26 protein-coding genes and 1 other RNA gene are annotated in these 26,650 nt (G+C 39.3%); 17 read left to right on the top strand and 10 right to left on the bottom strand.

Translation table 11 applies throughout. The features are described from left to right. Window positions 1–15: 15 nt before the first annotated feature. From C8D94_RS09950 to C8D94_RS09930, 5 genes are read right to left on the bottom strand one after another with little or no spacing between them, the layout of a single operon-like run. A complete protein-coding gene (locus tag C8D94_RS09950) occupies window positions 16–468 on the bottom strand; it encodes a tRNA (cytidine(34)-2'-O)-methyltransferase (RefSeq protein WP_115123795.1) in 453 nt (150 codons plus the stop codon). Beyond that, the gene (locus tag C8D94_RS09945; RefSeq protein WP_115123794.1) at window positions 468–794 is read right to left on the bottom strand and encodes a hypothetical protein; all 327 of its coding nucleotides are present in this window, start codon (window positions 792–794) and stop codon (window positions 468–470) included. Before C8D94_RS09945 ends, C8D94_RS09950 begins: the two co-directional genes overlap by 1 nt. Beyond that, window positions 791–1,633, bottom strand: a complete 843-nt coding sequence (locus C8D94_RS09940) for a TerC family protein (RefSeq protein WP_115123793.1) — start codon at window positions 1,631–1,633, stop codon at window positions 791–793. The genes C8D94_RS09945 and C8D94_RS09940 overlap by 4 nt, the downstream gene beginning before the upstream one ends. Window positions 1,634–1,670: 37 nt before the next feature. Then, on the bottom strand, window positions 1,671–2,081 hold the full coding sequence (locus C8D94_RS09935) for a DNA topoisomerase IV (protein WP_211308911.1): 411 nt from the start codon (window positions 2,079–2,081) through the stop codon (window positions 1,671–1,673). 29 nt (window positions 2,082–2,110) lie between these two features. Then, window positions 2,111–2,515 (bottom strand): helix-turn-helix domain-containing protein, encoded by a 405-nt coding sequence (locus C8D94_RS09930; protein WP_115123792.1) that lies wholly within the window; start codon window positions 2,513–2,515, stop codon window positions 2,111–2,113. Between the two features lie 278 nt (window positions 2,516–2,793). Between C8D94_RS09930 and C8D94_RS09925 the strand changes: the two genes are divergently transcribed. Together C8D94_RS09925 and C8D94_RS09920 are read left to right on the top strand one after the other, a co-directional pair. Then, window positions 2,794–3,945 (top strand): M14 family zinc carboxypeptidase, encoded by a 1,152-nt coding sequence (locus tag C8D94_RS09925; RefSeq protein ID WP_115123791.1) that lies wholly within the window; start codon window positions 2,794–2,796, stop codon window positions 3,943–3,945. Between the two features lie 55 nt (window positions 3,946–4,000). Then, entirely contained in the window at window positions 4,001–4,480 is a 480-nt protein-coding gene (locus tag C8D94_RS09920) for an Lrp/AsnC family transcriptional regulator (RefSeq protein WP_115123790.1), read from the top strand. 69 nt (window positions 4,481–4,549) lie between these two features. On the opposite strand, the gene C8D94_RS09915 is transcribed toward C8D94_RS09920, so the two are convergent. Beyond that, window positions 4,550–7,021 carry a TonB-dependent receptor gene (locus C8D94_RS09915; RefSeq protein WP_211308910.1) on the bottom strand — a complete coding sequence of 824 codons (2,472 nt, stop codon included), beginning with the start codon at window positions 7,019–7,021 and terminating at the stop codon, window positions 4,550–4,552. Between the two features lie 16 nt (window positions 7,022–7,037). Further along, on the bottom strand, window positions 7,038–8,726 hold the full coding sequence (locus tag C8D94_RS09910; RefSeq protein ID WP_115123789.1) for a M23 family metallopeptidase: 1,689 nt from the start codon (window positions 8,724–8,726) through the stop codon (window positions 7,038–7,040). Window positions 8,727–8,870: 144 nt separating this feature from the next. Between C8D94_RS09910 and C8D94_RS09905 the strand changes: the two genes are divergently transcribed. The 10 genes from C8D94_RS09905 to C8D94_RS09860 all read left to right on the top strand — a co-directional run bounded on the left by C8D94_RS09905 (window position 8,871) and on the right by C8D94_RS09860 (window position 19,934). Next, entirely contained in the window at window positions 8,871–9,161 is a 291-nt protein-coding gene (locus C8D94_RS09905; RefSeq protein WP_115123788.1) for a hypothetical protein, read from the top strand. Window positions 9,162–9,174: 13 nt separating this feature from the next. After that, window positions 9,175–9,465, top strand: coding sequence for a cell division protein ZapA (locus C8D94_RS09900; RefSeq protein WP_115123787.1), 291 nt, complete (start codon window positions 9,175–9,177; stop codon window positions 9,463–9,465). A 53-nt stretch (window positions 9,466–9,518) separates the two neighbouring features. Next, window positions 9,519–9,626, top strand: a non-coding RNA gene (gene ssrS / locus C8D94_RS09895) — 6S RNA. A gap of 104 nt (window positions 9,627–9,730) precedes the next feature. After that, complete coding sequence (gene rny / locus C8D94_RS09890; RefSeq protein WP_115124036.1) at window positions 9,731–11,296, top strand: ribonuclease Y; 1,566 nt, start codon at window positions 9,731–9,733, stop codon at window positions 11,294–11,296. Between the two features lie 387 nt (window positions 11,297–11,683). Further along, window positions 11,684–11,890, top strand: a complete 207-nt coding sequence (locus C8D94_RS09885) for a helix-turn-helix domain-containing protein (RefSeq protein WP_115123786.1) — start codon at window positions 11,684–11,686, stop codon at window positions 11,888–11,890. Window position 11,891: 1 nt separating this feature from the next. Next, window positions 11,892–13,856, top strand: coding sequence for a site-specific DNA-methyltransferase (locus C8D94_RS09880; protein ID WP_115123785.1), 1,965 nt, complete (start codon window positions 11,892–11,894; stop codon window positions 13,854–13,856). Window position 13,857: 1 nt separating this feature from the next. Continuing rightward, window positions 13,858–16,731, top strand: coding sequence for a type III restriction-modification system endonuclease (locus C8D94_RS09875; RefSeq protein WP_115123784.1), 2,874 nt, complete (start codon window positions 13,858–13,860; stop codon window positions 16,729–16,731). A gap of 438 nt (window positions 16,732–17,169) precedes the next feature. Next, window positions 17,170–18,558, top strand: a complete 1,389-nt coding sequence (locus C8D94_RS09870) for an FG-GAP-like repeat-containing protein (protein ID WP_115123783.1) — start codon at window positions 17,170–17,172, stop codon at window positions 18,556–18,558. Between the two features lie 189 nt (window positions 18,559–18,747). Then, window positions 18,748–19,248 (top strand): barstar family protein, encoded by a 501-nt coding sequence (locus C8D94_RS09865; RefSeq protein ID WP_115123782.1) that lies wholly within the window; start codon window positions 18,748–18,750, stop codon window positions 19,246–19,248. A 197-nt stretch (window positions 19,249–19,445) separates the two neighbouring features. Continuing rightward, on the top strand, window positions 19,446–19,934 hold the full coding sequence (locus C8D94_RS09860; RefSeq protein ID WP_115123781.1) for a hypothetical protein: 489 nt from the start codon (window positions 19,446–19,448) through the stop codon (window positions 19,932–19,934). Between the two features lie 101 nt (window positions 19,935–20,035). Here the strand turns inward: C8D94_RS09860 and C8D94_RS09855 are convergent, their stop codons facing one another. Together C8D94_RS09855 and xerD are read right to left on the bottom strand one after the other, a co-directional pair. Then, on the bottom strand, window positions 20,036–21,043 hold the full coding sequence (locus C8D94_RS09855; protein ID WP_115123780.1) for an aldo/keto reductase: 1,008 nt from the start codon (window positions 21,041–21,043) through the stop codon (window positions 20,036–20,038). 82 nt (window positions 21,044–21,125) lie between these two features. Next, complete coding sequence (xerD, locus tag C8D94_RS09850; protein ID WP_115123779.1) at window positions 21,126–22,022, bottom strand: site-specific tyrosine recombinase XerD; 897 nt, start codon at window positions 22,020–22,022, stop codon at window positions 21,126–21,128. Between the two features lie 100 nt (window positions 22,023–22,122). Here xerD and C8D94_RS09845 point away from each other — a divergent pair, with 100 nt between their 5' ends. The 5 genes from C8D94_RS09845 (at window position 22,123) to C8D94_RS09825 (ending at window position 25,121) form a co-directional block, all read left to right on the top strand. After that, window positions 22,123–22,692 carry a porin family protein gene (locus C8D94_RS09845; protein WP_115123778.1) on the top strand — a complete coding sequence of 190 codons (570 nt, stop codon included), beginning with the start codon at window positions 22,123–22,125 and terminating at the stop codon, window positions 22,690–22,692. A 109-nt stretch (window positions 22,693–22,801) separates the two neighbouring features. Beyond that, the gene (locus C8D94_RS09840; protein ID WP_115123777.1) at window positions 22,802–23,449 is read left to right on the top strand and encodes a porin family protein; all 648 of its coding nucleotides are present in this window, start codon (window positions 22,802–22,804) and stop codon (window positions 23,447–23,449) included. Window positions 23,450–23,546: 97 nt separating this feature from the next. Then, window positions 23,547–24,035, top strand: coding sequence for an outer membrane beta-barrel protein (locus C8D94_RS09835; RefSeq protein WP_115123776.1), 489 nt, complete (start codon window positions 23,547–23,549; stop codon window positions 24,033–24,035). Window positions 24,036–24,215: 180 nt separating this feature from the next. Continuing rightward, window positions 24,216–24,647, top strand: coding sequence for a type II 3-dehydroquinate dehydratase (gene aroQ, locus C8D94_RS09830; protein WP_115123775.1), 432 nt, complete (start codon window positions 24,216–24,218; stop codon window positions 24,645–24,647). Continuing rightward, window positions 24,648–25,121, top strand: a complete 474-nt coding sequence (locus C8D94_RS09825) for an outer membrane beta-barrel protein (RefSeq protein WP_115123774.1) — start codon at window positions 24,648–24,650, stop codon at window positions 25,119–25,121. It begins immediately after the preceding gene. Between the two features lie 62 nt (window positions 25,122–25,183). Here the strand turns inward: C8D94_RS09825 and lpdA are convergent, their stop codons facing one another. Then, window positions 25,184–26,560 carry a dihydrolipoyl dehydrogenase gene (lpdA, locus tag C8D94_RS09820; RefSeq protein WP_115123773.1) on the bottom strand — a complete coding sequence of 459 codons (1,377 nt, stop codon included), beginning with the start codon at window positions 26,558–26,560 and terminating at the stop codon, window positions 25,184–25,186. Between the last annotated feature and the right edge of the window lie 90 nt (window positions 26,561–26,650).

Genomic DNA, 26,650 nt, shown 5'->3' with positions numbered 1-26,650 from the left:
TTCAGTTTTCGGCTTTCAGTTTTTATTTCGAAGCCCTTCATATACCACGATACTTACTGCATTGGCTAGATTGATACTGCGTATATGCTCGCTATGGATAGGGATTTTATAGGTTCGGTGTGAATTTTTTTCTAAAATTTCTGCTGAAAGTCCCACCGATTCTTTCCCGAAGATTAAAAATAGATCCTCCTCGAAGGGGATGTCCCAAAAACTTTGGGAACCGTGGCTGGAGAGGAAAGCCATTTTTTTGTCGCCGTGTTTGCTTAAAAACTCTGTGACCGACTCATACACCGTGAGCTGTACGTGTTTCCAATAGTCCAGCCCCGACCGTTTTACCCGAGAATCGTCAATATCGAACCCCAATGGTTTTACAAGATGCAAATGGCAACCAGAGGCAAGGCTCAATCGCCCAATATTCCCTGTGTTGTTCGGTATTTCTGGCTCAATGAGGACTATGTGGTAGGGCATTATCTCAATATTCTCTTTAGGCCGTTAAAGAGCGCTTTCTCGGTAGCAGAAAAGGTTCCGTCCGCCAGAAAAAGCTGTTTTATCTCAGCAATTAGCCTCTCGGTATCGTTTTTGGTATATCCCAACCTTTCCAAGGTATGGTTTATTTTTTCGATAGCTTGATAGTCGTTGTCTTTTTCAAACTCTCTACGTATCGCTACAAAGTCCTTGTCGTTCACGTAGGTATTGATCAATTCTTGCTCTTCCCAGCTTTTGTCATTGTCTATCGTGGCACAATAGAGCAGGATATAGGCTTTAAATTCGTTTTCGGTCCAAGTGGTTCTCATAGTGTGGGATTTTCGGGTTCGTCAATTTTCTCGGGATGTGTGGTCACAATACCACTGGTCGTCTTGCGGTAGCGCATGTTCAGGAATTCTATGAACAACGAGAATGCAATGGTAAAGTATAAATAGCCCTTGGGAATAGTTCCTACTTCGGCACCAAAGATAACGATGTGCGAGAGGTGGGCACCTTCGGCAATAAGCATAAAACCTATCAAAATTAAAAAGGAGAGTCCCAAGAGTTGCACGGTAGGGTGCTTGTTCACAAAACGTCCCACGGGGTTTGCAAATACCATCATAATTATTACTGAAACTACCACGGCAATCACCATTATCACGAGCGCATCGTTAGGATCGTCACTCAGGCCATTGGTCATTCCCACAGCTGTTAAAATAGAGTCGAAAGAAAACACGATATTAATTAGCGCTATTTGTGTAATAGCCTTCGTGAGCGTGGTTTTTCTACCCCTGGCCACAACGCGTTCGTCATGCCCTTTGTCCTCCACCTTTTCATGGATCTCGCTGGTACTTTTGTACAGTAAAAAGATACCTCCTGCTATGAGTATGAGCCCTTGTCCACTTATCCCAGCTTGCATCCAAGAAGTATTTATGTGCCAAAAAGGGGCTTCCATAGCCACCAGCCACGAAATCCCAAAAAGGAGTACAATACGTATCAACATAGCCATAAACAGCCCGATGTTGGTTGCTTTCTTTTGGTGTTCCTTAGGTAGTTTGCTGGATGCCAGAGATATAAATATAATATTGTCTATCCCTAGGACAATTTCCAAAAACGTAAGTGTTAACAGTGCAACGAGGGCATCTGGCGAGGTAAGTATTTCGAACATTTTTTATGGTTAATTGGCGAGTTAGTAATTTAATTGATCAGTTTTTTTTGCTCCTGCTTGTGGCATCACTTATTTTTCCAGCCGTTCCTCTTTCCTTTCGTGTTTCTCCCACGATATTATACTCAAAGGTATAGCTGTCTCCATCGGTAGCTAGAATTTTCATGTGTATGGCGCGCTTTTCAGCTTGGTTCTTAGGGTTTTTCTTGGTGACCACGTACTCGCAGTTGTTAATCCAGCGAATATAGGACGTGTCTGCCTTTCCTCTAAAGTAATCAATTTCTATGGAATCGTTGCGAACAAAAGTAGTTTTGGTAAGTTCGGTGCCCACCAGCGCCTCAAACTCAAAGGTGCCCGTTTTAAAATGGGCACAGTTTCTTTCGGTATTATAGCAGCCTGTAAGGATTGTGGCAAGTAGCATGAACGCCAAAAAAGGATAGAAAGTTTTCATACTGCGAATTTCTGAAATTTTAGGTAACCTTAGGGCAGGTATTCCTTAAAAGTTCCATCGGCATAAAAAATCACGATGCGATCTATGCTATTGGAACCGGAATTTGAAGATGGTAGTATGCCGTGTTCCACTTTTGGAACTTCAGTTTTTGGTGCACCCGTATTTTCTGGCGTTTCTTTTTGGGGTGTTACGGTCTCGATTTTTGGGGTAGAAGGGAAGCTGCCTTTCCCGTTCAAAAGCCAATACAAATTCACTTCTTCAAAAGTTTGTACCACCTTCATCACAAACTCCAAACTAGGTTTGTTTCTACCGGAAATCAAGTGTGAGATGGTAGAGCGGTTAAAGTCTATTTTTTCTGAAAATGCAGTAGCGGACAACCCGTAATAATCGAGTATTTTTTCGAGCCTTTTTGAAAAATCCGCGCTGTTTACCATTGTAACAAGATATTTGTTATCCTAACGGTTACAAAAGTAACATATTGTAGATTATGCTACAAAATTGTTCGCTTTTATTTAATAAATAATTAAAGTTTCAATTTAGTAAAAACATTTTAAACAACTGAAAATAAATTAATTACTACATAATTTTACTTTTAGGCCTTTTTTGGGAGTTTACGAACTGCCGAAATGTTTAGCACAGCCAACAAAACCAATAAAAACTAATGTTTACAATTGTAAACAAAGCAATAGTTACCTTTGTGATTCTATTTTGAATGATGAAAAAACTCCTGAAGGATTATTCCTCTTTTTTTGAAGCTGAACTAACGGGTAGATACATTACTTTGAACCATATTTCTCCCTTGCTGGAGCGGTATAAAAACGTGTTCAAAATTTCCAAGATTGGCAGCTCACAACTGGGAAAGGATATACCCATGATCACGGTGGGACATGGAAAAAAAAATGTTTTGGGATGGTCCCAGATGCATGGAAACGAATCGACAACCACCAAGGCTGTTTTCGACTTTCTAAAACTCGTGGCCGATAAGAAGTTGTTACGAGATGAAATTTCAACTTTCCTGGAAACCTACACATTTCACATCATTCCTATTTTAAATCCTGATGGAGCAGAAAAATACACCCGAGAAAATGCAAAAGCGGTAGACCTTAACCGTGATGCCCAAGAACTATCACAGCCGGAAAGCAAGGTTTTGAGAAAGATTTTTGACAATATTGCCCCAGATCTTTGTCTTAATCTGCACGACCAGCGTACTATTTATGGTTTTAAGGATGGAAAAACGGCTACTGTGTCTTTTCTGTCGCCTGCAGCAAACAAGAAACGAACAATCACTCCCGCAAGGCGTAAGGCAATGGATTTGATCGAGAAAATGGCCACTACGCTACAAACGCTCATCCCGGGCCACATAGGTCGTTACGATGATACCTTTAATCCTAATTGTGTTGGCGATAGTTTCCAGATGCGCGGTGTACCTACTATATTGTTCGAGGCGGGCCACTATCCTAACGATTACGTTAGGGAACATACCCGGGCATATATTTGTGTGGCACTGCTGGCACTTTTTGATATCATTAAAGAAACTGGAGGTACTTCGATTGCATATAGGGGTATTCCGGAAAACAAAAAGAACTTTAAAGACTTGATTATTAGAAACGTAAGTGTTCCAGAAATGTCAAAACCAACTTCAGTGGCGTTTCAGTATCAGGAAATAGTAACTGATGGTGCAATAAAATTTGTGTTGTGTGTAGATGAAATTGCTGCCCTGAAAAACTATTACGGACATAAGGAGGTGGATGTGGATGGTGCTGAAATTTTGGTAAATTCTCAAGAAAAATATCGAGTGGGTGATAAAGTTTCAGAAATATTCAATAAAAAAGATAATTTGGTGTTATTTATTAACAAGGATTAACTCCTTTTAAGGCTGAAAAACTATATTTTTGCACCCCAAACAACTTAAAACAACTATGGCAAAATTTAAACTCGACGATACAGACCATAGCATACTTGATATGCTTATAGATAACACCCGTACCCCTTTTACCGATATTGCAAAAAAACTGAGCATTTCCGCAGGAACGGTCCATGTTCGTGTAAAAAAAATGGAAGAGGCCGGTATTATTACGGGTTCATCCCTTCGTGTTGATTATAAGAAATTGGGATACTCCTTTATAGCGTATGTGGGAGTGTTTCTCCATAAAACCTCACAAACCCAGTTTGTGCTGGAGCGTATTAGTGAGATACCTTATGTAACCGTGGCGCACGTGACTACCGGCAAATTCAATATCTTTTGTAAGATACGGGCTAAGGACACAACACAGGCCAAGGACATTATTTATCGTATAGACGATATAGAAGGTGTTACAAGGACTGAAACGATGATCTCGCTAGAAGAAAGCATTAACGACAAAAAACGATTGATGCATTCTATCTTTCAGGATATTTAATGAAACTATACTCATCAAAAAAAAGCCGAAAACAGTAACGTTTTGGGCTTTTTTCTTTTTCCAGCTTTTTTAAAACTTGGCAGTTAGCCTAACATTAAACACTCTGGGTGATAAAAAGTTAGGAATGCTGTATTGTGTCTTGGTGTACACATCGCGTACAAATGTGTTGGTGATAGAGTTTCTTACATCAAATATATTGAAAATCTCCGCACCTATGCTAAGCTCTTTAAAAGGTTTTAAGATTCCTGAATCTTTCTGCTTCTTATCATGCACCAATACATAGGAAACTCCTAAGTCTGCACGCTTATAGTCCGGAAGACGTGTCTGGAAGTCGTAGGGGTCTGCATAGCTTGGGGAACCGCCAGGGAGGCCGGTTTGGTACACAAGGTTCAAATACATCTTTAGGTCTGGAATTATCTTTACGTAATCCTGGAATAGTACCGCAAACTTTAAGCGTTGGTCCGTGGGTCTAAAGATATAGCCACGGTCATCTATGTTCTCTTCGGTTTTAAGGTACCCAAAGCTCACCCAGCTCTCCGTGCCGGGAACAAACTCTCCTGCTAGGCGCATATCCAGTCCATAGGCATACGCCACGGCATTGTTTCTTGCTCTGTAGCGTATACGCACATTCTCTAGGGTATAAGGGTTTACATTCGTTAAATCTTTGTAGTACACTTCGCTGTTTAAGGTGAAGGGTCTGTCCCAAAGATTGAAGCTATAATCGTTGCCCAATACTATGTGTATAGATTGCTGTGCTTTTACACCTGGACGTACGGTACCCGTAGAGTCACGCAGCTCTCGATAAAATGGTGGCTGGTGGTAAAATCCTCCAGATAGCCTAAAGAGCATATCCATTTCCCAGTCTGGTTTTAAAGAAATTTGTGCTCGCGGACTTACTACGGTTTGGGTAACGCTTTCTATACCGTCTCCGCTCACGGTCCAGTTTTGTGATCGTACCCCGGCATTCAGCCATAGGTCGTTACTTCCCAAGGTGGTTGCCTTGCTCCATTGCACAAATCCCGAAAAGCGGTCTATCTGCACATCGTTTTCTGCTCTAATATCGGTAAAGGGGACTATGGGCGCTTCAAACGGCTCGTAGGGTTGGTTGTTTGCAAAGTCTATGATAGGAGGGCGGATGGAAAAACCTGCCGAATCGATGATCTCATATTCCTGTACACGATCTCGAATATCCTCGTGGGTGTACTTTACTCCATATTCAATCGTGGTCTCGTCGCTCAAGGAGAAAATCCCCTTGTGTTGTGCGTTAAAAATAAGAGCGTCCAAGTCGTTACGGGCGTGGGTAAGCTGGGAGCCTATCCCTTCGCTGAACTCAACCTCCCCCAGGTTGTCGTCTCCAATATTGGTATTTACTTCTCCCAAGCGGTATTGCGCCAAGATGTCGAAGTATTCCTGCTCTGTGGTCTGGTAGGCGCTACCTATAAATTTTGCGGTGTAGGTATCAGAAACGGCATAGGTTCCTTTTAAGGCTCCAAAATAGGTGTTATAGCGATCTTTTTCTTGTCCCTCATAAAATACCAGAAGCGCTATGGGGTCAGCGAGTGTACCAAAATTGGTCTGGCGGGTAAGGGGCTCATAGTCGTATTGGTTGATTGCGACATTTCCCAAAAAGCCCAATTCAAACTTATTGCTGAATTTGTAGGTAAGGTACGTCTGTACATCGGCAAAGCGCGGTTGGAAGTTGGTCTCGGTTTGTTTTGCGTCTACGAACAAGCTGTTATCGCGGTAACGCATTCCAACGATACCTCGCAATCTTTCGTTCTTGGAAATTCCTTCAACCGAAACACTTGCGCCCAACAGACTCAAATCTGCCGTGGCACCAAACGAAACGGGACGGCGGTACTCAATATCCAATACCGAGGAAAGCTTGTCTCCATATTTTGCCTGGAACCCACCTGCCGAGAAATCTACAGAGCGTGTGAGGTCGCTGTTCACGAAACTCAATCCTTCTTGCTGTCCGCTACGTATTAAAAATGGGCGGTATACTTCAATCTCGTTAACGTACACGAGGTTTTCGTCATAATTTCCACCACGTACAGCATATTGGGTGCTCAGCTCGTTGTTGCTTACTACACCGGGTAGCGATTTCAATAAATTTTCAACCCCTGCATTGGCTCCGGGAATTTTCCTGATCGCCTCTGGGCTAATGGTGGTAAGACCTTGTACACGTTTGCGCTGGTTCGCCGAAACAACTACCGTGGCAATTTGCTCTACATCTACCTTGAGAACTGGATTAAGCTCAAAATCTTCATTGGGCTCCAGCCTGGGAATAGTGATTACAGCATTTTTATGGCTTACGTGGGAGAAGGTTATGGTAATTTCCTGTCCGGATGGTACTTCCAGTATGTAGTACCCATCAAAATTTGTTTGGGTGCCCAAACCGTTGCCAGCAGTAACGTTTACGGCGGGGATGGGAACATTGTTCTCGTCCAGGATTACTCCTTTAATGGTTGCATTTTGGGCCAGCGCACTTCCGGTGATACACAGGAGTAGGAGGGTGAGGGAGCGTATATAAGTTTTCAAAAGCTAGTGGTGTGTTTTATTTTCTGAAAAATGTTGCTTCAAATGTAGTACTATTTCCCACATTATCCACGACGATCAATTTCAAGTTGTTTTCAGTGTCCGTAACTATATCATCAGCAAAATTATGGGTCAGGATGTCGGTTTTGTAATTGTATTCCATTAAGATGAACTTTCCGTTTACCGTGGCACGATAGGAGCTTATACCGCTTAAATCGTCTTCGATCTCAATTTTTAACGTGGTGTTCTTGCTTATCCATTTCCCATCTTGAAAGTTTACAGGTTCTACGGTAGGCGCCGTTGTATCCGTTGCCAAAACATATTTTCCAAAGGTACGGGTGCGTGTAGTGAGCTTATTTCCTCTCCGGGAGGTGTTGTTGTACAGGGGCAGCCCTCTATAGTTTAGCCTGCCAATGTATAATTTTGAAATATCATCGGTCTCATAATTGGAAGCATCTACACTTATGGTGATATTTTTATGGATGGGGAGCACATCCTCGTGAAAGCTAAGGGTATCGCCGGTTGCTTCTACATCCAGATACGTGTTTTCGTATAAACTTTCAGCAGGGATATAAATATCAAACTTTCCCTTGGTGATGGCAGTCCCTTGCTTGTGGTACACGTAATGGTCTGTCTCCTTGTTGTTTTTGGGTTCTGGGTTTTCGGCTGCTTTTCCCTCTATGGGCACCACTATGGTTACGGTGTTGCCCTTAAAGTCGGATAGGGTGATGGTGTAATCTGAAGCGAACCCTTCTTCAACAGTTACGTAGCCGTTGTCATCTTCAGCAACAATTACGCTTAGGGGGTTGTTTTCCTGGCGGAACAGCTTCTGTACCCGGCTCTTGTTGGTCTTGAAATATTCAAAATCCATAAAACGGTTCAGGTATCGGGTTTCGGCAAAGGAAAATCTTTCGAAGAGCACGTGGAATTTTTCGGTACCGTTGTAATTGGTCTTTATTTGGTACGTTCCATTTTTGTTGGAAGCCCCGTTTTGCTGGTCGTAGGTAGAAACACCAAAGCCTATCTTGCCCAGTGCGGTAACCTTTTCGGCCTTAAAGTTCCCGTCTTTCTGCCTGATGAGGCGAAGCTTGGTGCGGTTCCTGTTGTCGTTGGCATGGGCACCTTCTCCTATGGGATACACGAATACCGAGTTGACCAACGGTTTTTTAGTGTCAGGAATCTCAATACCGAATAGCATAGGGTTCATAGGGCGGGAGGCGGCATCGCGAATCTCGAAATGCAGGTGTGGGCCACCGCTGCTGCCGCTATTGCCCGTGTAGCCTATAATCTCACCTTTTTTTACCGAAAGCAGTTTGCTCTCGGGAAAGGCCTCAAACTCGTAACGTTCCTTTTCGTATTGCTTCTGCTTTACGTAGTCTTCAATATCGTTTGCAAAGCGCTGTAAATGGGCATACACCGTAGTATAGCCGTTAGGGTGCTGGATGTACAGGGCTTTTCCGTAGCCATAATGCGCCACCTTAATTCGTTTCACATACCCATCGGCCGGGGCAAATATGGGCAGTCCCTCGCGCTGTTGGGTCTTGATGTCCAAGCCGCTGTGAAAGTGGTTGCTGCGCAGTTCGCCAAAACTACCGGAAAGTATAAGGGGAATTTCTAGCGGATCGCTAAAATAATCTTGTGGCAGTTCTTGTTGTGCCGTTGCAAAAATCCCGAAAAATAACGCTGTGGAAATAAAAAATTGCTTCATAAAAATTGTAATACGCTATAAAATAGGGGGAGTAGTGAGTTATTGTTACTAATAACATTCAATAATACAAAAAATTGTAGAAAACAGTTGGCATATTTGGGGATGTATGTTAACTTTGTGTAAGCAGTATTGATAAAAATTGAAATGAGCGATCTTTCGAAAATCGTTGATTCTCTTGAAAATAGAATAAGTAAATTGCTTCATAGGTATGAAAAGCTGAAGCAAAAAAACATTCGGTTAGAGGCTCAAGCGGAAGAAACAAGAAAATTGTTGGAAACCTCCCAAGAGGAAACCCAGCTATGGAAAGACAAATGCAGCTCGTTACAGTTGGCAAATTCAATGCTGGGCAGCGACCAACATAAAAGAGAAACAAAGCTCAAAATAAATGCTTTAGTTCGGGAGATAGACCAATGTATCAGTCAGCTTTCCGAATAAAACAATAAATTGAATGTCAAACCCGTTAAAAATCAAGCTCTCTATCGCGGACAGGGTGTATCCATTAACCATACAGCCATCGCAGGAGGAAGGCCTTAGAAAAGCCACCAAGAAGATAGAGGCTATGATCAAACAGTTTGAAAATAGTTATGCCGTTAGGGACAAGCAGGATGTACTGGCCATGTGCGCCTTACAGTTTGCCGCCCAGGTAGAGCAAAAACAAATCGATACGCAAACCGACACACAACAGGTAGAGGCCCAATTAACCGCGCTTAACCAGTTGTTACAGGAGCACCTATCGTAAACGTTCTTTACATAAAAAAGGTTACTGCCTACATTAATACTTATTTTTGGTAAACTCAACACGAATTCTTTAAAAAGGGTGAGTTTAAGTTGTAAAAGCGCGCCGTCTTCGAGCGGATTCTTGACCAGCTTGTTAGCCCTAAACTTTTCTTTAAGGAGTTTATTCAAAATCGCATATTAATGTAGGCTTTTTTTATTCTCCCAACTCGTTGGGAGGTATGGTTACGGGATATGGTTTCCATACCCAAAATTTAAAACTAGACAACATGGATAACACTATTATAGTCATAATCGCAGCCGTTGTAGGTATTGCCGTTGGCTTTATAATTGCAAAAATACTGGAGCGCAACAATTCCTCGCAGCTCATTAAAAACGCCAAGAAGAGTGCCCAGGGCATCCTAAAGGAAGCCAAGACAGAAGGAGAGGCCATAAAAAAAGACAAGATTTTACAGGCCAAGGAAAAGTTTATCGAACTAAAAGCCGAACACGAAAAAGTAATTACCAATCGTGAGAAAAAAATAAACGAGGCCGAAAAACGTACCCGTGACAAGGAGTCCCAAGTATCCAGCGAATTGTCCAAGAACAAAAAGCTGAACGCTACCATTGAGAACAAGAAAAAAGAATACGAGGACCGCTTGGACATCTTGGAAAAAAAGCGCGCTGAAGTTGAGAAGATGCACCGTAGCCAGATAGAGCAACTGGAAGTGATCTCCAGCCTTTCTGCCGAGGATGCCAAGGCACAGCTTATGGAGAGCCTAAAGGAAGAGGCCAAGACCGATGCGATGGCCTATATCCAAAACTCGGTAGAGGAAGCCAAGATGACGGCACAGCAGGAGGCCAAGAAGATCGTGATAAACACCATACAGCGTATAGGGACCGAAGAAGCCATAGAAAATTGCGTCTCGGTATTCAACCTGGAGAGTGACGACGTAAAAGGGCGGATCATTGGGCGTGAAGGCCGAAACATACGTGCCATTGAGGCCGCAACCGGCGTAGAGATTATAGTGGACGATACCCCAGAAGCCATCATCCTGTCCTGTTTTGATAGCGTACGCCGTGAGATTGCAAGGCTATCCTTGCATAAATTGGTAACGGACGGAAGGATACACCCCGCCCGTATCGAGGAAGTAGTGCGCAAGACCAGCAAACAGATTGAAGAAGAGATTATAGACGTAGGAAAACGCACGGTGATAGACCTGGGCATACACGGCCTGCATCCAGAATTGATAAAAGCCGTGGGACGTATGCGCTACCGCTCCTCTTATGGGCAAAACCTATTGCACCACTCCCGTGAGGTAGCAAAACTGTGTGGCGTAATGGCCAGTGAACTGGGATTGAACCCCAAACTTGCCAAACGTGCCGGATTGTTGCACGATATTGGGAAAGTGCCAGAAACCGAAACCGAAGTGCCCCACGCCATCCTAGGGATGCAATGGGCCGAAAAGTATGGTGAGAAACCAGAAGTGTGCAATGCCATAGGAGCCCACCACGACGAGATTGAGATGACCAGCCTACTATCTCCCATAGTACAGGTGTGCGATGCCATAAGCGGTGCAAGACCGGGCGCAAGACGCCAGGTGTTGGACAGCTACATCCAGCGTTTAAAGGACCTTGAGGATATTGCCTTTGGCTTTAACGGTGTAAACAAGGCTTACGCCATACAAGCGGGTAGGGAACTGCGCGTTATGGTAGAGAGCGAAAAGGTAAGCGACGACAAGGCCGCACAGCTCTCTTTTGAGATCTCCCAAAAAATACAGACCGATATGACCTATCCGGGACAAGTAAAAGTAACCGTAATACGTGAGACCCGAGCGGTGAACATTGCAAAGTAGCGACCCGTAATAAGAAGAAGTACAGGCCCCATAGCGATACCCGCTGTGGGGCTTTTTCTTTTGGGTATTTTAAAAAATTATTTTTTAGCAGTAACTTTACGGAATACCCATGATAATTTTTTATGGATAACCTGCAAATTTCCCGGGATACCTATGATGAATGTTAGTATATAATAAGTTGTAAGCAATACCGAAAAACGTGCTAAACATCAACATCTGAAGTTAAAAAGCCAACGCTCAGTCAAGCACATTTCATTTTTCTCGTGCCTCAAAAAATAAAAAGAGCTTGCCTTTTCCAACCACACACTTCTGATAATACAATGAACATTTTCATTATTTAACAATGTATTTTTGCTATCTTTCTGCCTAATTATAAAAAGGTTTAAAATGAACCGAATTAAAGAAGTTTTAAAAGATAAAGGAATTAGTCAGACTTGGCTTGCTGAAAAAATGGACAAAAGTTATCCGACCATTAATGAATACGCAAGAAACAAAAGACAACCAAGTTTGGAAGACTTATACAAAATAGCAGAAATACTTCAAGTAAACGCAAAAGACTTACTTGTAGATAACGAAAATAATACTGGGAATTAAGATGAGCAAAGAACAAAAAATAACAGGCAACATACAACCACCAAACAAGGATTTGGAAATACTAAGGCAAAACTTCCCAAACTGTTTTGACAAAAGCGGAGAATTTGACTTTGAAAAATTTAAAACCCAACTTTCTAAAAACGAAATTAATTTTTCAAAAGAAAGTTACGGAATGGATTGGTTGGGTAAATCTTATGCTCGTTTATTGGCAACAGACGAAGCCACTACTCTATTAAAAGAAGATGAAACTTTTAACCAAAAAGACGAAAATAAAAATTCTGGGAACCTACTCATAAAAGGCGACAATTTGGAAGTGCTAAAGCACTTATCAAATGCTTATTACAAAAAAATTAAAATGATATACATTGACCCACCATACAATACAGGTAGTGATGGTTTTGTATACTCAGACGACAGAAAATTTACCATAGAAGAATTACAAGAATTAGCAGGAATAAATGAAGAACGTGCCAAACGTATTTTAGACTTTACACAAAGTAATAGTAACTCTCACTCTGCTTGGTTAACGTTTATGTATCCAAGACTTTATATTGCCAAACAGCTTTTAAAAGATGATGGTGTCATTTTTATTTCTATTGATGATAATGAGGTGGCACAATTAAAATTGTTGATGGATGAAATTTTTGGAGAGGAAAATTTTGTAAGTGAGTTTATTTGGGAAAAGAAAAAGAAACCATCTTTTTTGCATAAAAATGTAGGTAAACTCTCGGAATATATAACGTGTTATGTAAATAATTCTAGCAAAACTTTTCCTTTTTCAATAGAAAAAACTACAGAAGGTAAAAAGTACCCATTTAACAACGCAGGTAATTCATTAGAAGAGCTAACTTTTCCACCTCAAACAGTTGAATTTTCAATAGAAGATTGCACTGTTAAGCCACAAGATATGTCTGAAGGCAAAATTATTACAGAATTACTTAACGAATTGATTGTTAAAGATGGTTTAAATGAAAATGAGTTTACACTTAAAGGGGAATGGCGATATTCTCAAAACACCTTAAATGAAATAATAAAAAACAAAGAAAAAATTTCAATTAGCAAAATTCCATTTAGACCAAACCATATAAAAATTGGTGGCGAAATAAAGAAGATGAAAAACTCGTTTTCACCAACTCATTATGAAATGGAAACAAATGAGGATGCTACAAAACAAATTGTATCACTTTTCGGTATTGACCTTTTTAGCAACCCAAAACCGACAAAATTGATTAAGACGATTATTAAGGCAATTTCTTATAATGATCCAAAGGCTATAATTCTAGACTTCTTTGCAGGTTCAGGAACAACTGGAGATGCTGTAATGCAACTCAACGCAAAAGATGCTGGAAATCGCAAATTTATTTTGGCACAATTACCCGAACTAATTGACCAAAAAAGTAATCAAACAGCTTACGATTTTGTGAAAAATGAATTAAAAGTAGAAACGCCTACCATTTTTGATATTACCAAAGAAAGATTAGTAAGAGCAAGTAAAAAAATACAAGGAGAACGAGAAGGCGAAGACTTATCAAATCAAGATTTAGGTTTCAAAGTATTTGAAACAATGCCAATTTGGGAAGATTATACTTTTGAATCAGAAGAACTTGAAAAACAAACAAGTTTATTTGACGAAAGTAAACTAACCAAAGAAGACATAAAAGCACTTTTGGTTACTTGGAAAACCTATGACGGTATTCCACTTACTGAAACAATACAAGATACTAATTTAGATGGTTACACAGCACATTACAGTAGTGAAAAATTATATTTAATGGATAAAGGATTTACAACGGAAAACCTAAAATTATTATTAGAAAAAATAGATAATGATAAAGGTTTTAACCCAACATCTATCATTGCATTTGGTTATCATTTTGAGAGTAAAAGTTTGCGTGAAATAAGCGAAAATATTAAGTCTTATGCTAACAAAAAAAGTATTGATATTGACTTTATAACACGCTTCTAATATGAAAGGATTTAATTTTGAAAAGAACCTACAACATCAAACTCAAGCGGTAAAAAGTACTGTTAAAGTTTTTGATAGTTTAGAAGTAGAACAAGCAAAAGGAGTTGATAAACAATTTCTTAATCCCGTCTTGAAAATTTATGATGGTAATAATACCTATCCTAAAAACATTATAGAATTACAAAAGGTAAATAATATTGAAGGAAAGGTAAATCTGAACAGTAACATCATAGATATTATGATGGAAACAGGAACAGGAAAAACCTATACTTATACCAAAACCATTTTTGAACTCAATAAAAATTACGGTCTTTTTAAATTTATTGTAATTGTTCCTACACTTTCTATTAAAGCTGGAACAGTCGATTTTTTAAAAAGTGATAGTGCAAGAGCACATTTTAAAGAACAATATGGCAAAACCATTAAATTACATATCGTAGAAAGTAAAAAAGGAGGTAAAAACAAAAAATCGTTTATGCCACCTGCTGTAAATAGCTTTGTAAACGCAGGAGTTTATGAAAAAAATAGCATTCAAGTACTAGTTATCAATGCAGGAATGATAAACTCTAAAACGATGCAACAATCTTTTGACAGGGGAATATTTGACAAATACACCGTACCTATTGATGCCATTTCTGCTGTCAATCCTTTTCTAATTATAGATGAACCTCACAAATTTTCAAAATCGAACAAAACTTGGGAGAATATTCAAAAAATGAAACCGCAATTTGTCTTGCGTTATGGTGCAACATTTAAAGAATATGAGAATTTAGTTTACACATTAACTGCGGTTGATTCTTTCAATCGTAATTTAGTAAAAGGTGTAATAGGTCATATTACAGAGTTTGAAAGCGGAAAGAATGCTATTGTAAAACTCAATAATACGGACGGAAAAGAAGCTACTTTTGAATTATTGGAAGACAAGAGTAAAAAGACATTCAAACTTACTAAAAAAGAAAGTTTACAAAGAGTACATTCTGCAATGGAAGATTTGTACGTAGAAAGTTTAAACAAAAGTAAAGTTGTTTTATCTAATGGAATTGAATTATCTAAAGGAGATAAATTAAACCCTTATTCTTATGCAGAAAAACTGCAAGAAATAATGATTCAAAAAGCCATAAAAAGCCACTTTGAAAATGAAAAACAATTACTCACAAGAAGTGTAAAAATTAAACCAATTACTCTCTTTTTTATTGATAATATAGAAGAGTATAGAAACGAAAATGGATATTTAAGAACAACTATTGAAAGTTTAATAAAAGCAGAAATAGAAACTTTACTTAAAACCGAAAAAAACAAGTTTTACAAAGCGTATCTTGAAAAAACCTTGCAAGATATAAGTCTTACACACGCAGGTTATTTTTCAAAAGATAATTCAGAGAAAGATGAAGCGATTGAAAAAGAAATAAACGAAATACTGCACGACAAACAAGCAATGCTTGAATTGGATAATCCAAGACGATTTATTTTTTCAAAATGGACATTGCGAGAAGGTTGGGATAATCCTAATGTTTTTCAGATTTGTAAATTAAGAAGTAGCGGTAGCGATATTTCAAAATTACAAGAAGTTGGTAGAGGTTTAAGACTTCCAGTAAATGAATACGGTAACCGAGTAAAAGACGAACAGTTTTATCTAAACTACTTTGTAGATTTTACAGAAAGTGATTTTGTAGATAAATTAGTGAATGAAATTAATGAGAAATCAGGAGCTATATCAATAGAAGAAATTCCTGAAAAATTATCAGACGATATTGTAAAGAAAATTTGTGAACTATACGAAACAACAGAAGATGATTTATTTGAAATATTAGACGATAATAATGTTGTTACAAGGTCTAATAAATTCAAAGAAGGTGGTTTTGATTTTATTAAACATAACTATCCCAAAATATTTGAAGGTGTTGGCTCTAATAAAGTTAGAAAATCTACAGATAAGAAAAAACAAGTAAGCATAAGAACAGAAAAATACACCGAATTAAAAGAACTGTGGGAGAAATTAAATGAAAAGGTAATTTTAGAGTATAAGTTTGAAAAAGAAGATAAATTCAAATCCTTATTTGTTAATTTCTTGAATGAGCAAAACAGTAATTTTACTATTGAAGGCATAAAAGAAAGAACAGCGCAAATTGAAATAACTGACAACATTGCTGGAGTTAAAGAAGAACAAGAAATTTATGGAAATGAGATAACGCCAATTTCTACAATGAAGTACAGTAGCTTCTTAAAGGAATTAGCAAAAACACTAAATATCAATATAAAGACTTTAAACAGTTCATTTATTGATTCTAATATCGACATAAACAAATTTCTAAATATTGCCACAGTCCGTATTATTAAGCAAAAATTCGAGAATTATTTAATGTATAACGCAATAGATAAATTTGGAATTGAATATCAAAAAGTGAGCAATGAAATTCATCCAACTAAATTTACTGACGAAAAAGGAAATGTATTAAAAGAAATTTCTGCTTCTGATGTTGGTGTGATGTATTCCGAGAATAAAGTAGCACAAACCTATCTACTTGATGAATTATTTTACGATTCTGAATTAGAAAAACAGAATATTGAACAAAACTTGAAAGAAGTAGTTGTTTTCTCTAAAATCCCAAAAAACTCAATAAAGATTCCTGTTGCTGGCGGAAAAAGTTATTCGCCTGATTTTGCTTATGTTTTGAATTATGAGGACAAATCGAAAAAATTGTACTTTGTTGTAGAAACAAAAAATACAGCAGAAGAAAGTTTAAGGAATGAGGAGAAACAGAAGATTAGACACGCAGAAAAGTTCTTTGGAGATACAATTAAGATTAAATTCAGAAAACAATTTAGCAATAAGAAAATAGAAAATTTAATACGAGAAATTATAGTTGAAAAATAGCCAGCGCACAAAGCCATACACATTCGCAATTCGCTTCAGCCAACACACAAGCCAAAAATTGCAAAAGAGTATGTCTTGCCAAAGCTCACATTTGAACTAAATAACAAACATCCGAAAACCAAGCAGAACGTGGCACTACTTACAGCAACGTGTATAAAACATAGCTATAATAGGCTTTCCGAGAGGTTTCTGTATATTTACAAAGTACACCAAATTTTTTATTTAGTTATATTTAGAAAAGAAAATTAAACATAAAAATATAAAATTCGGCTCGTGCTAAATCCGAAAAGTTAGTGTCTATTTATACACTACGTTTCATACACAATACCGTTGGCAACAAGATTGACGAATTAACATTTAAACGAAAAAATAACATTGACCTCAATCAAATCCCCCTATATTTGATTTTACCTAATTTTATATAAAATAACTTACTCCATGCAAAAATGTTTAATATTACTTCTATTATTGAATTACTCACTTCACGCTCAAGTAACATTTAGTCCACATGATATCTCTCATAATTTATCTTTTCCCGTTGTGAATCTTGCTGGAGATATAGATAATGATGGTGATATGGATATCATTTCTGGTGGGCAAGGAAGTGAATCAATTGAATGGTATGAAAATGTTGATGGAGATGGGAATTTTAGTGTGAGCCATTTTGTCGCGGATGGATTTAATACTTTATACGACATTCATTTAGCAGACTTAGACGGTGATAACGATTTAGATGTCTTATCCAGCTCTTATTTATCGCATGAGGTTGCTTGGTTCGAAAACATTGACGGTCAAGGAAATTTTGGAACTAGAAATATACTTTCAGATATCGAAATGGGTTCTTTCGGCATTGATACAGCAGATTTGGATGGAGATAATGACATAGATGTATTAACAAGTTCTGATTTCAGTCCATTCGGATATTTTTGGCATGAAAATCTAGATGGTCTAGGTGATTTTGGATCAGGAATTAGTTTAAGCCAAACAAACCGTCCTAGAAGAATTAAAGCAGGTGATTTAGATAATGATGGTGATAATGATATTGTTTATGTAAATTCAGAAGCCGGTGTAATTGCTAAGTCTGAAAATCTTGATGGCCAAGGAAATTTTGGAAATCAATTATTAGTTGCCGATCAAGAAACTTATGTCGATTGGATAAATCTAGTAGATTTTGATCAAGATAACGATCTAGATATAATATCTAATAACAATGTTCCAAATAATACTCTTCCTGGCGGAGAAATTGTATGGTATTCTAACGTAGAAGGAAATTTTGGATCTATTCAAATTATTGCAAATATGGAAGAAAAACCATCTTCAATACAGCCTGTAGATTTTGACAATGATGGCGATTACGATATAGTCTTTACGAGCGTTTTAACTAGCAACTTAAATGGATCTGTATCTTGGATTGAAAATTTAGGAAGTCAGAATTTTGGTCCGATTCAACCTATAATTGAAAGCAATTTTAATAATCCAAGATCTATTTCTGTAGCTGATATTGATGGAGATGGTGACATGGATTTTATTGCTACATCAGCCTCTAATGATAAAGTTACTTGGTTTGAGAACTTATCTATATTGGGTATGCCAGAAAATGATACAGTGCGATTTTCGATCATTCCAAATCCAACATCCAAGATGTTGAATATAACCTGTGATAAAAAAATAGCTTCAATCAGAATTTTAAATTCCGCAGGACGCTTAGTGTTAAAATCTGAATATAAAAGAAATGTTAACATAGAAACACTAACTGCTGGAGTATATTTTGTTAAAGTCTTAGATCAAGAAGGTATTGAAGGAAATAAAAAACTGTTAATTTATTAATCTTCTAGTTTGCCAACAACTGCCAACAAAGTATCCTATGAAAAGCACTAGCACAGTTCTTCAAAATAAAATTCCCTAACTTTAAAAAATATTGGAACAGCGAATTATTGCTGCAGCTCAAGACCAGCCATATTGTATGAAAACCCGTTGTGCTCCATTATGACAAAACTCTTGGATTTGAATTAATAAATGGAATTAAACGAAGAAAAAATAGAAAAGGATATAGAAATTCTAAAAGACGGACCGATTTGCAAATATTTCAAAAACGGAGTTCTCGACGAAGATTTGATTTGGTTTAACAATAATAACTTCGAGATTATAGAAGTGAATTGTCGAAATTGGAATAGGAAAAACGCACATCAGAATTTAAAAACTGCTCTGAATTTCCCAGATTACTATGGAGAAAACCTTAATGCGTTTGCGGATTGTTTGACTGAGATGTATAATAAAAAATACAAAGGACTGATTTTAGTTTTTAGGCGATATGACAACTTTGTGAAAGAAGACGGAAAATTTGCAGAAGCTATTCTCAATATTATTGCAAGGGAATCAAGAGTTTGGCTTTTGACTGGACAAAAATTAATCGGACTAATACAATCGGATAATCCTGATTTGGATTTTCCTGAACTCGGTGGATCAAGTCCAAGTTGGAATGGAATTGAATGGCTGAATAAAAACAGAAAAAAATAACGAAATCACAACAAAGTATAACCACAATAACGGCACATTCAACTATCCCGAATGTCTGTACAGGCTATCCGTATCCCTTTCTGCCCATAGGTGGGCCCTTAGAATTGCAAAAGTCTGTACTAATCCGAAAATCAGTACCTTTAATCCCGCAACTGGCTCTATACAAAAATGTTATAGCTCATAAACCAAACTAACCAATGGAACATTCCGATTTGTTGAATACCCTTGCCCAAATAGCTTTGGGAGTATTGGGTTTTACGGGGGTTGTTGTTGCATTAAAACACGGCTCGGATGATTGGGACAAGTATGAAAAAATACAATTTCAAGCTTTGGTCACAACAACCTTAACCGCTTTGGTAGGTTCCTTATTGCCACAGATAATTAGTATTGAGGCTGAGAACAATTCCCTGGTTTGGAGGTTGGCTAATTTGGGGATCGGGTTACTGCACCTAGCAAACTTCAGTTCGATTATTTATACGGTTTTTAAGTATAAGATTAAACCTGAACCAAAGGGGTTCAAAGATGTAGTGGATTCCATAATTGGTCCAGTGCTCATAATTTTACATTTTGTAGCAGCGTTCGGGTATATCCCTTGGCTCGAGCTATTGCTTGTAATTGGGGTGCTGCAACAATTGTATATTGGCATCAGTAATTTCCTCGTATTCATTAGTTGGAAAAAAAGTTGATATACCGTTTAGGTCTTATAACCTATAACACCATACATTTCACAAAACCGAATACTCCCCAGCCTCAACAACCTTCTCAACCTTGGTGTTGCTCCATCCTTTTAAGAAAGCAAATCCTTAACCTTGGCAATACCCTCCTTGATACCTTCCACGATGGGTGATTTTTCATCGTAAATGTCTCTGTAGCCTTTGCTGGGTTCTTCAAAGAATTCACCTGTAATAAACCTTCGGCATTCGTCCAACGCGGCAATTTCCTTCATATCGGTCTCGTCCAGCTCGATCCTTGCGGCCTTGAAGTTCTCCTCGATATGCTCCTTACTGGTAGATTTTGGTATCACGGCCGTACCGCGGTGGCAGTGCCAAGCTATTAAAATCTGTCCTACGCTGGCATTGTGCTTACGGGCAACTTTTTTAATGGTTTCTATGTCCAATAGGTTGGGCTCGTCCTCACCTTTCATGGCTTCAGAGCGGTCGCCAGATCCCAAGGGAGAGTAGGCAGTCATAAAAATATTTTCAGATCTGCAATATGCCAGCAAATCGTCTTGTTGGAGTAGGGGGTGTAGCTCTACTTGGTTCATCTCTGGTTTTAGCTTCGCCTTGCTCACCAGGTCCTTCAATTTTATATCGCTAAAGTTGGACACCCCAATATGGCGGGCCATCCCGGATTCCTTTGCGGTTTCCATTTGTTTCCAGGTTTCAATAATAGGTACTTCCTCCAAGGAATAATAGTCCGATGGTTTTTGTGGGTAATCTACATTTCCCTTAAAGGCTACGGGCCAATGTATAAGGTATAGGTCCAGATAGTCCAATTGTAGTCTATCCAGTGATTGTTGCAACGCCGGGATCACTTGGCCTTCCTTGTGCGCATTGTTCCAAAGTTTTGAGGTGATAAATACGTCTTCCCTAAAGATGTTCCCTTCGGCAAAAACTTCGGCCAGTGCTTCGCCAATCTCTGTTTCGTTTCCGTACACTGCCGCAGTGTCTATATGCCTATAGCCTGCGTAGAGGGCATCCTTTACGGCCTGTTTTACTTCGTTCCCTTTGGCTTTCCAAGTACCAAGACCTATGCAGTGCATAGTGTCCTTATTGCTAAATTGTAATGTTTTCATAGTTTCAGTTTTCTCTAAATTTACTGAACAGATCGCGCTTCCTGAAGAAATAAAATCACTTTAGCCTTTATTTAACGAAAGCTTACTTTCTGGGGTGGTATTTTTCCATCACCTGCGTAAGGTAGGAGGTTTCTACGTGGGTATAAATTTCAGTAGTTGTAATACTCTCGTGCCCCAGCATTTGTTGTATGGCACGTAAATCGGCCCCGTTCTCCAACAGGTGGGTCGCAAAGGAATGTCTAAAGGTATGCGGGCTTATGCTTTTTTTCAACCCGGCCTTTTCGGCTAGATTTTTTACAATGGTAAAGACCATCGCGCGGGTGAGCCCGTTACCACGCCGGTTTAGGAACAGGGTGTCTATAGCGGTGGGTTTTGGCTTTTGGTGTACCCGTATCTCGTTACGGTATATCGTGATGTATTTTATGGTGTTTTTGCCTATGGGTACAAAGCGTTCCTTATCGCCCTTTCCGGTTACCTTTATAACACCTTCCTCGAAGAACAAGTCTGAAATTTTCAAATGGATAAGTTCCGAGACACGCAGGCCACACGCATACAGCGTTTCCAGCATCGCACGGTTGCGTTCCCCTTGCGGACTGCCAAGGTCTATGGCAGCAATTAATTGGTCTATCTCCTGGGTAGAGAGGGTGTCCGGGAGTTTACGGCCTATCTTGGGACTTTCAATGAGTTCCAATGGGTTGGCCTTGCGGTATTCTTCAAACACCAGATAGTTAAAAAAACCACGTAAGCCTGAGATAATGCGACTTTGCGACCGGGGGTTCATTGTTTTCCCAATATGGTAGATAAATTGCTGTATCTCCTTTTCTGAAATAGTGAGCGGACTTTTGGCAACCGAATGTTCCTCACACCAATGTATCAATTTTTGAATGTCCAAGCTGTAATTCTGAAGCGTATTTTGCGAAAGTCCCCGCTCTATCCTTAGGTAGCTTTTGTAGTCTTTTAGGGCATTGTGCCACTTCATAGCGTTAGGTTTTCAAACAGTCAATTTAATATAATATTAATAAATAAACATACATCTTCTAGTATATTTGGTATCGCTTAACAACTTAAAAACTAGAAAAATGAAAAAATTAGGTGTCGTGCTGTTAATGGTCTTGGTAACCACCGGGGCAGTTGCACAAGGAATCGATTTAGGGCTTAAAGCAGGGGTAAACTTTGCAAATATCACTGATGCACAACAAGGCGCAGCAGATTTGGACCTCAGTAGCCGTACCGGCCTGGTCGTGGGTGCCTTCGTGGGTGCAAAATTAAGTGACAAGTTTGGAATCCAAGCAGACTTACTGTACTCCCAGCAAGGAGCAGAGTTTGATGCAGGAGAGTTTAACCTGGACTACGTAAACGTGCCTATCGTGGCAAAAATCTTTCTGGTGAAAGGTTTTCACGTACAGGCAGGACCTCAGTTTGGTGTTGTTGTGAATGATGATGCTCAAACGGTTATAGGGGAAGTAATAAACGATATTGCAGTAAATGATTTTGAAGTATCTGGTGTTGTAGGTATAGGCTACGATGTGCCATTGGGATTACGATTGGAAGGCAGGTACAATTTCGGCTTCTCTGATGTACCGGAAGCAGAAGGCGCAAGTGGAAAAAATAGTGTGGTGACACTATCGATCGGGTACAGTTTCCTGTAATATATTGAAAACCAATAGTTAGCAAAACAGAAGCTCTTGTGTTATACCATTAAAAATATATTTATTAGCTTTACTTAACATTAACAATAAACTATAAACAATTTTAATTATGAAAAAACAAGTACTATTCATTGCAATCGCAATCTTTTCTTTTGGCGCTATGAATGCCCAGGATTTACGTTTTGGCGCTAAGGCGGGTGTTAATTTCGCTTCGATTGGTGGCGATAATACTGATGACGTGGAAGGTAGAACAGGATTCCATATAGGGGGTCTTGTAGAGATTATGTTTACTGAAAAATTTGGTATCCAGCCAGAAATACTTTATTCTGCACAGGGATATAGTCTAGAGGACGAAGAGGATGGTTTTACATTTTCTGATGAAACTAATTTGGACTACATTAATATACCTGTAATGGCAAAATACTACATAGTAGAGGGATTGGCAGTAGAAGCGGGACCACAAGTAGGTTTCTTGGTATCTGCCAACCAAGAATTTGAGGTACAGGGACCTAACGATGAGCAATTTGAATCTGGAGAGGAAGATATCTCAGACTTTGTTAGTGGAATTGACTTTGGCCTTGCTCTAGGTGCTTCATACCGTTTGGATATGGGAGTGTTCTTCGGTGCTAGATATACCCTAGGACTCTCAAATATTAACGAAGGAGATGTGGATTTCGGAATATTTGGTGACTTGGATATTGACGTTCCAGAAAACCAAAACAATGTATTCCAAGTTTCAGTAGGATATTCTTTCTAATAAAAACTGAAAAAACTATAAAAGCAGAAGAGTGATCTTCTGCTTTTTTTATGTCCAAAAATTGTATTTTTGATTCAGTAAATCTAAAAACCAGAACATGAAAAAAATAGTCTTCATTATTGCCATTCTTTTTACAACAGTTACTGTACAGGCCCAGGAATTTGGGATAGGGGTCCACGGTGGCTACCTAACCGAATTGGAAGGTGTAGGGGGTGGTCTAGACCTCAATTACGATTTTAACGAAAAATGGGGTGTTGCCTTTGGTGGGACATTTGCCGTAGATGAAGATTTTGGCGTACGTAACAAATGGTTTGCCCTGGACCTTAACGGCCGTTACTACGTAGTTGACAAATTATATGCATTTGCTGGTGGGGAATATCTATCCATTACGGTTAAAACACTTGGTCTGGGTGGAGGCTCCCTTGAGAGCGAGAGTGAAGTGTCAGACTCAGATTTTGGGGTGAACCTAGGTACAGGGTATCGTTATAATATTATAGATAACGTAAACCTTTATGCCGAAATAAAATATGTACTGTTGGATGCGGGTTACGTGCACGCAAAAGCAGGTATCCACTTTTCTTTTTAACGCTGTACACATTCTTATCCTTTTTTGAAGGGTGCCTAATTCAGAAAACAATTCTGTTTTCAGGTTGGACGCAGTCGGAACCTACTGGTTTAATCAACAATCTTAAAATTGGGGATAGATTTTAAATAGGCTTAAAAAGTACTTTTTAGCCTCCTCTTTTTTTATGGCTATATTTAACCTATGAAAATTGCAATACTAAACGGTCCCAATCTTAACTTATTGGGCAAGCGAGAACCAGACATCTACGGTGATAAAACGTTTCAGGAATATTTTTCTGAGCTTCAGTTCAAATACACCGATGTAGAACTTTTTTATTACCAATCCAACATTGAAGGGGAACTCATTGATAAAATACAGGAATTAGGTTTTGAGTACGATGGTATCGTGCTTAATGCAGCCGCTTATACCCACACTTCGGTAGGGATAGGCGATGCCGTAAAAGCTATTGAGACCCCTGTAGTAGAGGTGCATATCTCCAATACTTTTATGCGGGAGGATTATAGGCACCATTCCTACATATCCAGTGGCGCTAAGGGAGTGATTGTTGGTTTTGGACTACAGAGTTACGATCTTGCCATACAAAGCTTTTTAGCCGAACAAACAACAACCTAAATGAAATGTAAACTCTTTATAGTATTTCTGTTCTTTGCTATTGTACCGCTCACGGCCCAAACTGAATTTGGTACAATGGGAGGGGTTAATTTTACTTTTTATAATACAAACCAAGAACAATTTGGTCAAAATCAAGATGTCGAGCTGGGTTATTTCGCTGGTGTTTTTGTAGATTTCCCAATTGGGGAACGGTTCCACATACAACCCGAATTATTGTATAAGGGGGTGGGGGAGTTCCAGTTCTTGAATATGCCCCTGTATGCCGAATACTATGTTACGGACAATGTAAGTTTGTTGACAGGCCCCAGTTTAAATTACTTTTTCGATGTTTTTGTGAACAGTTTTAAGGTTCGTGCAGACGTGAGTGCAGCCTATCATTTCTCTGATCACCTACAATTGAACCTAAAATATACCTTGGGCCTTGAAGAGCTCTCTCCCAATGTACTCTTCTTGGGCATGGGTTTCAGCATCTAAAGACAAAAAAAATCCCGCAACTTCAAAGAGGCTACGGGACTATCAATTTTTATAGAGTTTTTCTACAAGTGTATCACTTCATCATACGCATCGGCCACGGCTTCCATCACGGCCTCACTCATAGTAGGGTGTGGGTGTACCGCTTTTAGAACCTCGTGTCCTGTGGTCTCCAATTTCCTACCCAGAACGGCTTCAGCAATCATATCGGTCACGCCGGCACCAATCATGTGGCAGCCCAGCCATTCGCCGTATTTAGCATCGAAAATTACCTTTACAAATCCATCCTTGGTACCCGCAGCACTTGCTTTACCGCTGGCAGAAAAAGGAAATTTACCAACCTTTAGCTCGTAACCTGCTTCCTTGGCCTGTTTTTCGGTCATTCCCACGCTGGCAATTTCTGGAGTGGCGTATGTACAGCCTGGTATATTACCATAGTCCATAGCCTCCACGTGCATTCCTGCGATTTTTTCTACACAGGTAATACCTTCGGCAGATGCTACGTGTGCCAAAGCTTGTCCCGGTACCACATCACCTATGGCATAGTAGCCTGGGATGTTGGTTTGGTACCAATCGTTCACCATGATTTTACCTTTATCTGTTACAATGCCTACATCCTCGAGACCAATTTTTTCAATATTAGCGGCAATACCAACTGCTGAAAGGACCACGTCCGCTTCCAGTGTTTCCTCCCCTTTTTTGGTCTTTACTGTGGCTTTTACGGTCTTACCTGAAGTGTCTACCTTTTCAACCGAAGAATTGGTCATTACCTTGATACCCGCTTTTTTGAACGAACGCTCAAATTGCTTAGAAACCTCTTCATCCTCGAGAGGAACCAAATTTGGCAAAAATTCAACAATGGTCACCTCGGTCCCCATAGCGTTGTAAAAGTGAGCAAACTCTACACCTATGGCACCACTACCTACCACGATCATGGATTTGGGTTGTTTTTCCAGTGTCATGGCTTCACGGTACCCAATTACTTTCTTCCCGTCCTGCGGAAGGTTGGGTAGTTCCCTGGAACGTGCCCCAGTCGCAATGATGATATGGTCTGCGCTGTATTCCTTGCCTTCAACTTCCACCTTTTTTCCGGGTTTCAGCTTTCCGAAGCCTTCAATCACATCTATCTTATTCTTTTTCATCAAAAACTGAACGCCCTTGCTCATTCCATCTGCTACCCCGCGACTGCGCTCTATCACTTTGCCAAAATCCTTGTCGGCTCCTTTTACGGTAAGCCCGTAGTCTTCGGCGTGGTTCAAATAATCGAACACCTGTGCGCTCTTTAGCAATGCTTTGGTTGGGATACAGCCCCAGTTTAAACAAACGCCACCAAGGCTTTCCTTTTCAATAACAGCAGTCTTGAAGCCAAGTTGTGAAGCCCGTATAGCCGTTACGTAGCCTCCGGGGCCACTTCCAAGAACAATAATATCGTATGTACTCATGTTGTAGTTTTATCGTTATTTGCGGGTACGAATTTACGAAATGCTAGTGTAAAAACCCCAACTTCCAAAAACCAAATTCCAAAAGAAAAT

Origin of the sequence: Marinirhabdus gelatinilytica, from assembly GCF_003353425.1 — a bacterium.
Taxonomy (GTDB): Bacteria; Bacteroidota; Bacteroidia; order Flavobacteriales; family Flavobacteriaceae; genus Marinirhabdus; species Marinirhabdus gelatinilytica.
The sequence above is the reverse complement of the archived record's forward strand: the minus strand, read 5'-3'. Positions and strand labels throughout refer to the sequence as shown.

Excerpts from the sequence above, each read along its gene's own strand:
- C8D94_RS09950 (WP_115123795.1), bottom strand. The coding sequence starts at position 468 with ATGCCCTACCACATAGTCCTCATTGAGCCAGAAATACCGAACAACACA.
- C8D94_RS09945 (WP_115123794.1), bottom strand. The coding sequence starts at position 794 with ATGAGAACCACTTGGACCGAAAACGAATTTAAAGCCTATATCCTGCTC.
- C8D94_RS09940 (WP_115123793.1), bottom strand. The coding sequence starts at position 1,633 with ATGTTCGAAATACTTACCTCGCCAGATGCCCTCGTTGCACTGTTAACA.
- C8D94_RS09935 (WP_211308911.1), bottom strand. The coding sequence starts at position 2,081 with ATGAAAACTTTCTATCCTTTTTTGGCGTTCATGCTACTTGCCACAATC.
- C8D94_RS09930 (WP_115123792.1), bottom strand. The coding sequence starts at position 2,515 with ATGGTAAACAGCGCGGATTTTTCAAAAAGGCTCGAAAAAATACTCGAT.
- C8D94_RS09925 (WP_115123791.1), top strand. The coding sequence starts at position 2,794 with ATGATGAAAAAACTCCTGAAGGATTATTCCTCTTTTTTTGAAGCTGAA.
- C8D94_RS09920 (WP_115123790.1), top strand. The coding sequence starts at position 4,001 with ATGGCAAAATTTAAACTCGACGATACAGACCATAGCATACTTGATATG.
- C8D94_RS09910 (WP_115123789.1), bottom strand. The coding sequence starts at position 8,726 with ATGAAGCAATTTTTTATTTCCACAGCGTTATTTTTCGGGATTTTTGCA.
- C8D94_RS09905 (WP_115123788.1), top strand. The coding sequence starts at position 8,871 with ATGAGCGATCTTTCGAAAATCGTTGATTCTCTTGAAAATAGAATAAGT.
- C8D94_RS09900 (WP_115123787.1), top strand. The coding sequence starts at position 9,175 with ATGTCAAACCCGTTAAAAATCAAGCTCTCTATCGCGGACAGGGTGTAT.
- rny (WP_115124036.1), top strand. The coding sequence starts at position 9,731 with ATGGATAACACTATTATAGTCATAATCGCAGCCGTTGTAGGTATTGCC.
- C8D94_RS09885 (WP_115123786.1), top strand. The coding sequence starts at position 11,684 with ATGAACCGAATTAAAGAAGTTTTAAAAGATAAAGGAATTAGTCAGACT.
- C8D94_RS09880 (WP_115123785.1), top strand. The coding sequence starts at position 11,892 with ATGAGCAAAGAACAAAAAATAACAGGCAACATACAACCACCAAACAAG.
- C8D94_RS09875 (WP_115123784.1), top strand. The coding sequence starts at position 13,858 with ATGAAAGGATTTAATTTTGAAAAGAACCTACAACATCAAACTCAAGCG.
- C8D94_RS09870 (WP_115123783.1), top strand. The coding sequence starts at position 17,170 with ATGCAAAAATGTTTAATATTACTTCTATTATTGAATTACTCACTTCAC.
- C8D94_RS09865 (WP_115123782.1), top strand. The coding sequence starts at position 18,748 with ATGGAATTAAACGAAGAAAAAATAGAAAAGGATATAGAAATTCTAAAA.
- C8D94_RS09860 (WP_115123781.1), top strand. The coding sequence starts at position 19,446 with ATGGAACATTCCGATTTGTTGAATACCCTTGCCCAAATAGCTTTGGGA.
- C8D94_RS09855 (WP_115123780.1), bottom strand. The coding sequence starts at position 21,043 with ATGAAAACATTACAATTTAGCAATAAGGACACTATGCACTGCATAGGT.
- xerD (WP_115123779.1), bottom strand. The coding sequence starts at position 22,022 with ATGAAGTGGCACAATGCCCTAAAAGACTACAAAAGCTACCTAAGGATA.
- C8D94_RS09845 (WP_115123778.1), top strand. The coding sequence starts at position 22,123 with ATGAAAAAATTAGGTGTCGTGCTGTTAATGGTCTTGGTAACCACCGGG.
- C8D94_RS09840 (WP_115123777.1), top strand. The coding sequence starts at position 22,802 with ATGAAAAAACAAGTACTATTCATTGCAATCGCAATCTTTTCTTTTGGC.
- C8D94_RS09835 (WP_115123776.1), top strand. The coding sequence starts at position 23,547 with ATGAAAAAAATAGTCTTCATTATTGCCATTCTTTTTACAACAGTTACT.
- aroQ (WP_115123775.1), top strand. The coding sequence starts at position 24,216 with ATGAAAATTGCAATACTAAACGGTCCCAATCTTAACTTATTGGGCAAG.
- C8D94_RS09825 (WP_115123774.1), top strand. The coding sequence starts at position 24,648 with ATGAAATGTAAACTCTTTATAGTATTTCTGTTCTTTGCTATTGTACCG.
- lpdA (WP_115123773.1), bottom strand. The coding sequence starts at position 26,560 with ATGAGTACATACGATATTATTGTTCTTGGAAGTGGCCCCGGAGGCTAC.